Source organism: Terribacillus halophilus, assembly GCF_900162685.1.
GTDB lineage: Bacteria > Bacillota > Bacilli > Bacillales > Amphibacillaceae > Terribacillus > Terribacillus halophilus_A.
On the sequence record NZ_LT727828.1, the window covers coordinates 458,844 to 471,239 of the forward strand.

11 protein-coding genes are annotated in these 12,396 nt (G+C 43.5%); 4 read left to right on the forward strand and 7 right to left on the reverse strand.

Features of this window, described 5'->3' with window-relative positions; all coding sequences use genetic code 11:
- Positions 1-152: 152 nt before the first annotated feature.
- The 3 genes from B1K52_RS07030 to B1K52_RS07040 all read right to left on the reverse strand — a co-directional run bounded on the left by B1K52_RS07030 (position 153) and on the right by B1K52_RS07040 (position 4,061).
- Positions 153-1,085: an aldo/keto reductase gene (locus tag B1K52_RS07030; protein WP_077306709.1), complete on the reverse strand. Its 933-nt coding sequence runs from the start codon at positions 1,083-1,085 to the stop codon at positions 153-155.
- A gap of 95 nt (positions 1,086-1,180) precedes the next feature.
- Entirely contained in the window at positions 1,181-3,379 is a 2,199-nt protein-coding gene (locus B1K52_RS07035) for an MMPL family transporter (RefSeq protein ID WP_077306711.1), read from the reverse strand.
- Positions 3,380-3,452: 73 nt separating this feature from the next.
- Positions 3,453-4,061 carry a TetR/AcrR family transcriptional regulator gene (locus tag B1K52_RS07040; RefSeq protein ID WP_077306713.1) on the reverse strand — a complete coding sequence of 203 codons (609 nt, stop codon included), beginning with the start codon at positions 4,059-4,061 and terminating at the stop codon, positions 3,453-3,455.
- Positions 4,062-4,173: 112 nt separating this feature from the next.
- Between B1K52_RS07040 and B1K52_RS07045 the strand changes: the two genes are divergently transcribed.
- Together B1K52_RS07045 and B1K52_RS07050 are read left to right on the forward strand one after the other, a co-directional pair.
- Positions 4,174-5,109, forward strand: a complete 936-nt coding sequence (locus tag B1K52_RS07045; RefSeq protein WP_077306715.1) for an alpha/beta hydrolase — start codon at positions 4,174-4,176, stop codon at positions 5,107-5,109.
- A gap of 159 nt (positions 5,110-5,268) precedes the next feature.
- The gene (locus B1K52_RS07050; RefSeq protein ID WP_077306717.1) at positions 5,269-6,753 is read left to right on the forward strand and encodes an aldehyde dehydrogenase family protein; all 1,485 of its coding nucleotides are present in this window, start codon (positions 5,269-5,271) and stop codon (positions 6,751-6,753) included.
- Between the two features lie 74 nt (positions 6,754-6,827).
- Here the strand turns inward: B1K52_RS07050 and B1K52_RS17885 are convergent, their stop codons facing one another.
- From B1K52_RS17885 to pepT, 4 genes are all read right to left on the reverse strand, one after another.
- Entirely contained in the window at positions 6,828-7,031 is a 204-nt protein-coding gene (locus tag B1K52_RS17885; RefSeq protein WP_077306719.1) for a hypothetical protein, read from the reverse strand.
- Between the two features lie 286 nt (positions 7,032-7,317).
- Positions 7,318-7,923 carry an alpha/beta hydrolase gene (locus B1K52_RS07060; protein WP_077306721.1) on the reverse strand — a complete coding sequence of 202 codons (606 nt, stop codon included), beginning with the start codon at positions 7,921-7,923 and terminating at the stop codon, positions 7,318-7,320.
- 17 nt (positions 7,924-7,940) lie between these two features.
- Positions 7,941-8,390, reverse strand: coding sequence for a MarR family winged helix-turn-helix transcriptional regulator (locus B1K52_RS07065; RefSeq protein ID WP_077306723.1), 450 nt, complete (start codon positions 8,388-8,390; stop codon positions 7,941-7,943).
- Between the two features lie 300 nt (positions 8,391-8,690).
- Positions 8,691-9,926 carry a peptidase T gene (pepT, locus tag B1K52_RS07070; protein ID WP_077306725.1) on the reverse strand — a complete coding sequence of 412 codons (1,236 nt, stop codon included), beginning with the start codon at positions 9,924-9,926 and terminating at the stop codon, positions 8,691-8,693.
- Between the two features lie 110 nt (positions 9,927-10,036).
- Between pepT and B1K52_RS07075 the strand changes: the two genes are divergently transcribed.
- Both B1K52_RS07075 and B1K52_RS07080 read left to right on the forward strand, forming a co-directional pair.
- Positions 10,037-11,137 (forward strand): NAD(P)/FAD-dependent oxidoreductase, encoded by a 1,101-nt coding sequence (locus B1K52_RS07075; protein ID WP_077306727.1) that lies wholly within the window; start codon positions 10,037-10,039, stop codon positions 11,135-11,137.
- A gap of 46 nt (positions 11,138-11,183) precedes the next feature.
- Positions 11,184-12,149: an alpha/beta hydrolase gene (locus tag B1K52_RS07080; protein WP_077306728.1), complete on the forward strand. Its 966-nt coding sequence runs from the start codon at positions 11,184-11,186 to the stop codon at positions 12,147-12,149.
- Positions 12,150-12,396: the final 247 nt, after the last annotated feature.

Sequence of the window (12,396 nt, forward strand, 5' to 3'; positions counted from 1 at the left end):
CGGAGACTCCCGCGGGAAAGTGGAGTGTATTTCCGAAGTGGTGCTCTCATCTTCGTTTCCAATGCAAAAAATCCAAACAATTCTGCAGTTAATTGCAGTATTGTTTGGATTTTTATATAGCTTAAACAGGTATGTCCCAGCCTCTTTATTTCTTAACGAAAGATATTACTGATTGCTTCTACATCTTGATCAGTTAATTTCACGTCTAATGTTTTTAAGTTGTTTATTACTTGGTCCGGGCGTTTTGCTCCAGGAATGATGGAATCAATGCTGTCTCGTGTCAGGTACCAAGCTAGAACAACGTGTGCTACTTCTGCATCTTTTTTAGCTGCGATGTCGCGAAGCTGATCAACCTTTTTTAGGTTTTGCTTAAATGCATCTCCTTGGAAAAGAGGATCTTTTGAACGCAAGTCATCGAATGTTGTATTTTCATCGTACTTACCGCCTAGCAAGCCGGAAGCGAGCGGGAAATAAGGAACGAATGAGATATTGTTCTCTGCTGTATACGGAAGCAGATCCTGCTCTGCGCCTCGCTTGAATAGATTGTATTCAGCTTGCAGTACATCGACGTAGCCATCAATATTTGCTTCTTTTAGCTGTTCGATAGAGAAGTTAGACACACCGATAGCGCGTATTTTTCCTTGATCTTTTAGTTCTTTCAACGCTCCGACTGCTTCTGCTTTAGGCGTTTCTTCGTCAGGGAAATGGATGTAGAACAAGTCGATGTAATCAGTTTGCAGACGCTTTAAAGCGCTGTCTACAGAGTCTTTCAAGAACTTCGGTGAATTGTCCATTATGGTTTCATCACCGATAATCTTATGTGCTGCTTTTGTTGCTAGAACGAGATCTTCGCGTTTCCCGCTTTCCTTCACGACTTGGCCAACAAGCTCTTCTGAACGTTCTGGTCCATAAATATAAGCTGTATCAAAGAAATTCATTCCGTTTTCAATTGCTTGGCGAACCACATCTTTTCCGCGTCCCTCATCAAGATTTGGGTAAAGATTGTGGCCTCCAACTGCATTTGTACCAAGACCAATTGGATTTACATACAAACCGGATTTACCTAATTGCACACGTTCTGTCATTTCTCACTCAGCTCCTTTTATAAGTCTATCTCCACTGTAGCAAATGAGGACGAGCTAATGGAAAAGATTTGCTTGCAGAATTAACGAGCCATTGCTTAGCCATGTGCTTTTTGTTTATTTTCCTCTGTTTGCTCCATCCGTTTCTTCCATGGCCAAAATGCCCATTTGCCAAGAATTGCTGTGATTGCAGGTACTAGGAATGGACGGACTAGGAAGGTGTCGAGCAGAACACCGATTGCTGTAATTGTTCCAAAATGTACTAGAATCTGAATCGGCAAGGTCGTCAATACAGCAAAAGTTGCTGCTAGAATCAGACCAGCAGATGTAATCACGCCGCCAGTATGGGCAACGCCATCGGCTATCGCTTGTTTAATCGGCATGGTTTTGCTGCGCTTCCAAATACTTGAGATCATGAAGATATTATAATCCTCTCCAAGCGCTACAATGAACACGAAAGCATAAAGTGGGATAAAGCCTTGGATTGCATCGACTCCGAATCCGTAATGCAAGATAAGCCAGCCCAGACCTAAAGCACTGAAAAAGGACAACAGAACTGTTGCAACAAGATAAATGGTAGCTGTAACGGAACGCAAGTAGGTTAGCAGCAACAAAGTAATAAAGCCGACGACAATCGGGATAATCCATTTTTCATCATGCTTGGTAACTTGCTGCGTGTCGTATTGTTCGGCGGTCTGACCGCCAATCCAGACAGTGTCCAAGCTACCAGTTACATCCGCAACGGCTTGGCGAATGTCTGGTATGTGAGCCATTGCGTCATTCGAATAAGGATTTTCCTCTAGTTCCAGCTGGATGCGAACCAATTCATTGTCTGTTTCTGATTGTTCCGGCTCCATCACAGCAGCTGCGTAGGGCAAGTCGGTTAAAATGGTACGCACAGCCTCCGGGTCATCTGTTCTTGTGATAACCGATACGGGGGCCAACTCACCAGCATTCATATGTTCAGTTAAGATGTCGAAGCCTTCTTTTGACGGCATATCATCTGGGAAGGAAGATAGTGTATCGTACGTGTACGTAATACGAGAAGCAACGCCGGCCAGAATGCCAAGTACGATGATTGTCCCAATAGCAATTTTCCATGGATGACGGATCACCATATTCCCGATACTTTTGCCAAATTTATTATGTGGCTTCTTCGTACGAACGGGCTTTCCTTTTTTATGTGCGCGTTTTTCCTGCATTTCTTCTGTTCTCGGAATGAATGGGAAGAAGGAGGCGCGGCCAATAATCGTCAATAATGCGGGTACTAGCGTAAGACTTGCCAGCAGCATGATAAAGATGGCAATTCCAAACGGGATAGCGAACCGATTGATCGATCCATAATCAGCAACTAGCAATACGAGCATTGCCACGATTACAGTAAGCCCGCTCATTGCAATAGCGCCACCTGCAGAGGTAAGGGAACGAATAATTGCGGTCTTCCTGCTTTTTATTTCCCATAGATTTTCTCGGAAGCGATTGATTAAAAATAAGCAGTAGTCAGTACCTGCACCAAATAACAGTACCGTCATAATGGCAAGACCTTGTGAATCAAATGATATCAATTCTGATTTTCCTAATGCTCCAAGGATAGGGCTGATAACTAGATATGCGAATCCTACTCCAACTAAAGGTATTAACGCAAGAATAGGAGAACGATAGATTACAAGCAAGAAGATTAAAACAATGAACACAGTACCGAATAAAAGTGTTGTATCTCCTTGTGAAAAGAGACTAACTGCATCCACTGCTATGCCAGCAGGGCCAGTAGCACGGACGAGCAAATCGCCGCTGTTCAACTTCTGGTTGAATGGGTTTTGCTCGAATACCTCATTTGCTGTCTCTTCGACTTTTGTTAGTCCTGCTTCTACAGTTTCCGTTGCTGTGCCGCTTTCAAAGATAATCGGCATAACAAGTGTTGTCCCATCATCGGAAAGCTGCTCTTTCAAAGCGGGAATCGGTATATCTTGAAATGGCGTTACAGTAGCAGCCTCGATATCCCTATTTTGTAGGTTTTCGCTGAATTGCTGAATTGTCTTCAAATCTTGATCTGATAAGCCATTTTTTTGATACCACGTTAACAAAGCGGGCAGTCCGCTGTTATTCGAGAACTCCTCCTCAATAATACGAGCTGCTTCTTCGCTGTTCGTATCGTTTAAGAAAGTTTCTGCTTGTGCATCTTCTTGGGAATTAGCTTGCGGTAAAGTAAGATTTAATACAAGTGCAAATACAATCCAGACCGCAACAATGACCCAACGGCCATATTTTCCACTAATAAAACTGCCAATCTTTTTCACACGTCATTCCTCCTAATTAATTTATCGATTGATAAGTTATACCCGAAAAATAAAAGATTATGCGCATAATCTTTTATTTTTTCCGAATCCCATCAAACAGGATATCGACAAGCATATTTGATTTCTTTTCTGCAAATTCGCGACGTGCTTCATAATCCTGCTTCGATGGAGGCAGGAAGGACTTCATCATTTCCAGTACAAAAAAGGATAACTCCATCGGGGGGGCAGAAGGAAGCGACATGACATCACCTTTGGCAATTCCTTCTGTCAGTGTCTGCATGACAGGATTAAAATAGCTGCGCATCCACCAGTCCTGAATCGTCTGGCGATGCTCCTCATCAATTTCATATTGCAAATCGTGAAACATCTGTGTCATATCGCCTTGATGGTTCATGATCATAAAGTACGCAATACGCTGAATACGCTCTTTGCTGTTAGCATAATCTTGGAGAACATCCGTCATCGCTTGCTCCGTTTGCACCATAATCGTGCGAACGACCTCTAAGTAGATGGCTTGCTTGTTTGGGAAGTGATGGTATAAAGCTGGCTGGGTAATGCCGCATTCTTCTGCAATGCGCCGAGTCGAGATTGCTCGGTACCCGTGCGACATAAAGAGTCGTTCAGCTGTCGCAATAATAGTGCGCTGTGTTTGTTCAGCGGATACTTCTTTTTTTCTAGCCATAATAACTGCCCTCTTTAATAACTTATCACTTGATAAGTTAACTCATTTTGTTTTAAAAAGCAACGATTAGTTATACTTATTGTAAAATAGAATACAAAAAGGGGGTAGTAAAATGAGAAGAAAAGGATTACTTCTTTCTGCTGCGGGTTTGGTGACAGGCTATGCAGCAGTTGTTACCGCGCTTGTGAACAGGGAGATGCGCCGGATGAAACCTTTCACAGAGGAAGAAACAATAAAGCGAGAGGAGGAAGCAGGGCGTTTTAATCGAGCTGCTTATGATACATTGCAAAAAGAGGAATTCCATGTCGAATCTGATAGTGGAAATATACACGGCACCCATTACATAGCTGACCCCGATTCTCGCTATGTGATGGTTATTTCACACGGAGTAGCAGTGAATAAATATAATTCTGTTAAGTACATGGATATCTTTTTGGATATGGGTTATAACGTCGTTCTCTATGATCAGCGTATGCATGGACAATCCGATGGGAGCAGCATCACTTACGGGTATCAAGAAAGGCATGATCTTGCACAAGTGATCAAATGGACAAAGGAACGGTACGATTATAATTTGAAGCTTGGTGTACATGGTGAGTCAATGGGAGCGGCTACAACGCTTTTATATGCCGGAACCGTTGAGGACGGTGCTGATTTTTATATTGCCGACTGCCCGTATAGTGATTTTGCGGAGCAGGTCGCCTACCGGCTGAAGGTCCAATTTCACCTGCCGCGTCTATTGTTTCTCCCGGCTGCTGAATTTATTGTACAATGTTCGGATGGCTATCGCTTTCGGGATGTTTCGCCGATTCATTCTGTAGCCAATATTGAAAAGCCTGTTTTGTTCCTAAGCAGTCTGCCGGACGCTTATATACCAGTTCAGATGACAAAAGATCTGTATGCAAGAAAAGAGAATGGCTATAGACAGCTTCATCTATTCCAACAGGGTGATCATGCCATGTCCTTAGCTGAAAACAAACAGGAATATGTACAAGTTGTACAGGAGTTTTTAGATAGAATCGGAATGGAAGCTCAGCCAGTCGGCTGAGCTTTTCTATGTCGAATTTTAGCGGACAATTCTTCTAGGATCTTCGTTGCTATCTAGAGCAAAAGGGTGCTACTATAGCACATGTAAGCGGTATCCATAAGACTTATCTCGCATCACGACGCTTAGACAAAATTAGAAGCTATTCTGAGGAGGAATTCTATGAGTCAATTAGCAGCAAGTATGCACGAGAAAGTGGAGCGTTTTCTAGCTGGGTCGAAAAAGCTGTATATCAATGGGGAGTTTGTCGCAAGTGCTACGGAAAAAACGTTTGAATCGTTTAACCCGGCAACAGGCGAAGTGCTAGCAACTGTTTATGAGGCAGGAGCAGAGGATATTGATCGTGCCGTAAAAGCAGCACGTGAGGCTTTTGATGAGGGGCCTTGGACGACAATGACAGCTGCGGAGCGCAGCCGAATTATGTACAAGCTGGCAGACTTAATGGAGGAGCATGCAGATGCACTTGCCCAGCTGGAAACGCTAGACAATGGAAAGCCGATTAGAGAAACGACAAATGCGGACATTCCGCTGGCAATTGAACATATGCGCTATTACGCAGGCTGGACGACAAAAATTGTTGGACAGACAATCCCAGTAAATGGTCCCTATTTCAACTATACAAGGCATGAAGCTCTTGGTGTGGTAGGGCAAATTATTCCATGGAACTTCCCGCTGTTAATGGCGATGTGGAAACTTGGTGCAGCTTTAGCAGCCGGTTGTACGGTTGTATTGAAGCCTGCTGAGCAAACACCGTTATCGGCTTTATACTTAGCAGAATTAGCAGAAGAAGCAGGGTTCCCGGCAGGAGTACTCAATATTGTGCCTGGATTCGGAGAAACAGCAGGGCAGCCGCTAGTTGATCATCCACTGGTAGATAAGATTGCGTTTACCGGCTCTACAAGTGTAGGCAAACAAATCATGGCAAATGCTTCAAAGACACTTAAACGAGTGACATTGGAGCTTGGAGGCAAGTCGCCGAATATTGTCCTGCCAGATGCTGATCTGACAAAAGCAATCCCTGGTACACTGAATGGAGTTATGTTCAACCAAGGACAAGTGTGTTGTGCAGGATCTCGTGTCTTTATTCAAAAGAAACAATTTGACAATGTCATCTCCGATATGGCAGCACACGCAGAGAAAATCAAACAAGGGGCAGGTATTCACGCCGATACAGAAATCGGACCACTTGTTTCGTTGGAGCAGCAGGAGCGCGTACTAGGCTATATTGAGAAAGGCAGAAATGAAGGAGCAGAACTCGTTACTGGAGGCGCAAAGCCGCAGGAGCAAGGATATTTCGTTTCGCCAACAATTTTTGCGGACGTACGTGATGATATGACGATTGCTAAGGAAGAGATTTTCGGACCGGTTATCTCGGCAATGCCATATGATGACCTGGATGATCTAATACGACGTGCCAATGACAGCGAATACGGATTAGCTGCTGGTGTTTGGACTCAAGATGTAACGAAAGCGCATTACATTGCAAACAAACTTCGTGCCGGAACAGTTTGGGTGAACTGCTACAACGCTTTTGATGCAGCATCTCCATTTGGCGGCTACAAGCAATCCGGTATCGGCAGGGAAATGGGCTCGTATGCATTGGACAATTATACAGAAGTGAAGAGTGTTTGGATTGGGATGGAATAAAGAAGAAGAGCCTGCGCGAAATAGCGCAGGCTTTGTTAATTGGGAGCAATATTCCGAGCAAGATTGTGCAATTCTCAACTCGATGTATCAACACGTTGCTTGGCTGCTTTTACTATCGAAGCTAATCCACTAGCAAAGATACCGATACCTAGTAAAAGGTAAAGCAGTGATCGGTCCATTTCATTCCATCCTGCAATGGAAGAACAGATGATTGCTAAAGCAAATAAAACGATAATAGAGTTAAATATTATTGAGAATCTCTTATATGATTTGTTCATATTTATTCTCCTTCCTAGATGAGGTGTATGCTCTGAAAATGTTCGGATGAATAAACCCGATTTCTGTCACACCCTCAATATACCACATATTGGATATATACCCACTAATGGCATAAGTGGAAAAAGGCTGGTTAATGAATGGTGTTTTAGATATATATCTAAACAAGCAATACTGCGAGATTATCAGGAGCAGCATTGCTTGTTTTTTTCATGTATTAAAACTGAGATGACGAGCACTGCACATTCTACTATTGATCGTTCATTTAGAATAATGACTGCTGCTTTGTTAAAAGTGTTTACGATACCAAGCAGCTGCTGCTTGAACTTCTGTTTGTGTTAGGCTATGACCGTTATTTTCCCAGTGGATAGAGGTGTTTGCGCCGGCTTCTTTGAGCATTTGTTCTAGGTCAGTTGCTTCTGATTTGGGACAAATGGGATCATTTGTACCTGCTGTAATAAGTACAGGAGTTCCTTGCTGCTGGGCTAATATTATATTCCGTCTTGGCACCATTGGATGATGCAGGATAGCTCCTTTTAGCGGGTTGGAATAGTGATATAAAAGGCTGGCAGCGATGTTAGCACCATTTGAATACCCTGCGGCTATAATATTATTTCGATCAAAATCATATTTCTCTGCTGCTTCATCGAGAAAACTGCGCAGTTCTTCGGTACGAGCAATCAAATCTTCTTCATCGAATACGCCTTCAGCTAAGCGTTTGAAAAAGCGCGGCATGCCATTTTCCGAGACATTTCCACGTACACTTAATACACCAGCCTCAGGATCAATCATATCAGCGAGCGGCAGCAAATCCTGCTCAGTACCGCCTGTGCCATGTAGCAGTAGGAATACCGGTTTGTCTGCTTGATTGGATGGTTTGAAAATATGCTTCATTTTTAACTCCTCCTTTACTAGTCTGCTGAGGTTCCCTCAGCATGAAAACCTAGTGTTTTAATTTGGTCAATAACTTGTGCTTTCTCATTATCATCCAGGCCGGACAGAATACTATGAATCGCTTGTTCATGCTTAGGAAAGTAATCTTCCATGAAAGCATGTCCTTTTTCGGTCAGTGTGGCGAAGGTGATGCGTCTATCATCTGGGCATGGACGTCTTCTGATCATTTCCTTCTGAACAAGGCGATCTACCACATAGGAGATACTGCTGCTGGATAAGAGTACTTTACTGCCAATTTTCTGTATTGGCTGATCGCCTTTGTGGAAAAGCAATTCTAAAACAGCAAATTCTGTTAAATTAATACCTTGTTTCTTGATATCTTCTTCAATGCGTTTCTTAATGGACTGAAGAGCCCTAGTCAAAACTACAAATAGCTTCAAAGATAAGCCTACGTTGTCAGTAGCCATAGTCGTCTCGCTTCCTTTATCTCGAATTCGAGATAATTATATAAAAGAATGTGCTTATTGTCAATAATGGGAAAGAGGGCTGGGACAAAACAAGAAAAAATTATAATCATTCTAAAGCGAACGGTTCATACATGCCTACTTTTTTAATGCAGTCCTCTGATGGCTGCTGCCTCTTCAACTCTTGCTGTTACCGTTGGCCAAGAATAGTTCTTGAAGTAAGACACCGACAAGAAAATTGCTTCTTATTTCCGGTGCGGTGCTCTCATCCCCAATATAAAAAGTTTTGTCCCAACCTTAATGTTAGTTTGCTTGTTCTTCAAATAGCTTTGCTATCTCAATGATAACAGTGGTTGCTTTTTCCATATTATCAACAGAGATATATTCAAACTTTCCGTGGTAGTTCTCGCCGCCAGTGAAAACGTTTGGAGTCGGCAGTCCTTTATAAGAGATTTGGGATCCGTCGGTTGCTCCGCGAATTGGTTTGATTACTGGCGTAATGTCTAATCGTTTCATCGCATCTGATGCAATATCGACAATCTCCATTACAGGTTCAATTTTTTCTCGCATGTTATAGTATTGATCGTGCATATCAAGCACAATACTTTTTTCACCGTACTCTGATTGAATTTCTTTTGTGATTTCTTCGAATAAAGCTTTCTTTGCTTCAAACTTATCACGATCATGATCTCGCAAAATATACTGCAACTTTGTTTGTTCTACATCTCCTTGGATGGAGAGTAAGTGGAAGAAGCCTTCGCGTCCTTCGGTGAATTCTGGTGCCTCATCTTCTGGGATTTTTTCGTTGAATTCCATGGCGATCTTCATGCTGTTCACCATTTTATTTTTAGCTGTGCCTGGATGCACATTGTTTCCATTAAAGATAACCTTTGCAGCCGCGCCATTGAAGTTCTCATATTCTAATTCACCTAACGGACCGCCATCCATTGTATAGGCATAAGTTGCGCCAAATGCGTTCACATCGAATTTATGCGGGCCGCGGCCAATCTCCTCATCAGGCGTGAAAGCTACACGAATTTTTCCGTGCTTGATTTCTGGGTGTTGGATCAAGTATTCCATTGCTGTCATAATTTCTGCAATTCCCGCCTTGTTATCAGCACCAAGAAGCGTAGTGCCATCTGTTGTCATAAGCGTGTGCCCTTTATAGCTTGGCAGCTCAGGGAAATCTGCAGCAGATAGAACAACATCCAGCTCTTTATTGAGCGTAATGTCGTTTCCATCGAAATTTTCAATAACTTGCGGATTTACATTTTTACCTGTAAAGTCCGTTGCAGTATCCACATGAGCCATGAAGCCGATTACTGGTACGTCTTTTTCCGTTGTAGCGGGAAGTGTTGCCATGACGTACCCGTTTTCGTCAATTGTGACTTCCTCCATTCCAATCTGCTTTAGTTCTTCCACTAGCATATTCGCCAGTTCAAGCTGGCCAGGTGTTGAGGGTGTTGTTTCCATATCTTCATTAGATTGTGTATCCACTTTTGCGTATGTAGTAAGACGGTCGATCAATGTCTGCTTCATCATCTTCATCTCCTTTGGTTTATATTGCTAGTGTAGCACGAAAGGCATTCTCTGAAACAGCTTGCAGAACCGTGTATAATAGGTGGAAAAGATAAAATGGGGGAAACGTCATGCGTATTGTAGTTGTTGGCGGCGGCATTGCCGGTGCGAGTACCGCCTACCATCTCGCACGAGCAGGAGCAGAAGTCGTCCTAGTCGATTCCAAAGCGAAAGGGCAGGCAACAGCTGCAGGGGCAGGTATAATCTCCCCGTGGCTGTCAAAAAGAGTACGGATCAAGCCGTATTACATACTGGCAAAAGCGGGAGCTATCTATTATCCGAAATTGCTGGAGATGCTGAAAGAAGACGGGCAAGCGGATGTCAGCTACAAGCAAGTCGGAGCATTATATGTGAGTGCAAGTAAAAAGCGGTTGGATGAACTAGAGAAACTTGCGTATAAACAACGATTGGAAACACCCGAAATCGGGGAAATAATACGCTTAGACCCAGAGGGAGCAAGAGAGAAATTCCCACCGCTCCGGGAAGATATGACAGCTCTATATCTAGAGGGGGCAGCAAGAGTTGATGGACGGCAGCTGCTCCAGGCTTTGCTTGCGGCTGGAGAGCGTCATGGCGTTCGCTACGTGCAAGGGCATGCATGCTTGCTGCATGAAGGAACAGATAAAGTAACTGGTGTGCGTATCAATGAGGAAATAATTAAAGCTGATCGTGTTGTTGCAGCTGCCGGGGCATGGATTAATCAATTCTTGGAGCCTGTTGGTGTGAAGCTGCCGGTTGAACCGCAAAAAGGTCAGATTATGCATATGCATGTTGACGCTGATACAAGTGAATGGCCTGTTATCATGCCGAAGAGCAGCCATTATATGCTCGGCTTTGATGGCGGAAAAGTAGTGGCTGGCGCCACGAGGGAAGTGCATTCAGGCTATGATACGAAACAAACAGCTGCCGGCATGCAAGAAGTACTCCGGGAAGCATTAAAAGTTGCTCCTGGTCTTGCGCAGGCAGAAGTAACAGAGTTTCGTGTCGGTCTTCGCCCAGCCGGTCCTAACCCATATCCAATCTTAGGATCAGTGAAAGAGGTGGCTGGACTGCATTTAGCGGCTGGATTTGGGCCAGCAGGACTTAATCTAGCGCCTTACGCAGGAAAGATGGTGGCAGCAGAAATACTAGGGAAGCCAGATGAAGTAGCGATAACGCCTTATTTAGTATAAACGAAGTGTGGAAATAGGATAAAAACGAAGGGAGGGAAGAGATTGTATGCTGCGAAGAAAAAAGATATGGATTACCGGAACCGTTATAGCGGCAGTCGGTTTCTTAATTCTTATTGGCAGTCTCTTTTCCCCGGAGATAAGAGCTTTTATGAATGCGGATCAAAGTCATAAGCAACCGGAAATACCTTATCCGGATAATGTAGCTGCGGTGAAAGATGTTATTTATCCGACGGAGAACTACGATGGCCGATTGGATTTTTATTATCCGAGAGATGCGGAAGGAACGCTGCCAATTGTTATTTATATTCATGGTGGCGGCTGGGTCGGCGGGGACAAAGCCTCACAAAATCCTTTCACAATGTGGATTGCCTCCAAAGGCTATCTTGTTGTGAATGTAAACTATGGATTGGCACCTGAATATAACTTTCCGACGCAGTTATATCAGTTAAATGATGCGATAAGTTTTGCGCTAAGGGAAGCACCAAATTATCATGGTGATATAAATCAAATTTTCGTCGGCGGTGGTTCGGCGGGAGCGAACTTGGCTGGTATGGTGGCAGCAATGGCTACCAACCCAACGACGGAATCAGTTATTGAGGAGAATTCCGCCCTTCAGCCGGATCAGCTGCAAGGAGTTCTGCTTTATAATGGGGTTCTTAATTTGGAAGAGGCACAGCAGACGGGCTTCCGTAATATGACTACGTTCCTCTGGTCCTATACGGGTAATAAAGATTACATCCATGACCCAAGATTACGTGATATGTCACCGGTATTCCAGATCACATCGGATTATCCGCCAACTTTCATCTCATCCGGTGAGGTCGACAAACTGCACCCGCAAAGTGTAGAAATGGCGGATGAATTAGAAAAGGCAGGAGTGGAAGTAAACAGGATGTTCTTCGATGATTCCCACCCTGCTGCAGGTCACGAATACCAGCGAAAATTATACTTGGAAGAAGCGCAATATAGTTTCGAGAAGATGATCGACTTTCTTGAAGCGCATTCGGAATAACCTCAGTTCTCGTGCTGAGGTTATTTTTTTATCTTACTATCTTGTGGAATTATATGTAAGTTATCTATATAATTAGAAAATATAGAAAAGGAGGAATACAATGCGTTTTAGGGATTTCCATCCGAATATAAAGATACGACTCATAGAATCATTCGTTTCCAGCTTAATCGGCAGTATGGTGATGCCGTTTATGACCATTTATTTAGCGATACATTTCGGAGCAAAAGTGGCGGGGATTTTTTTGGTT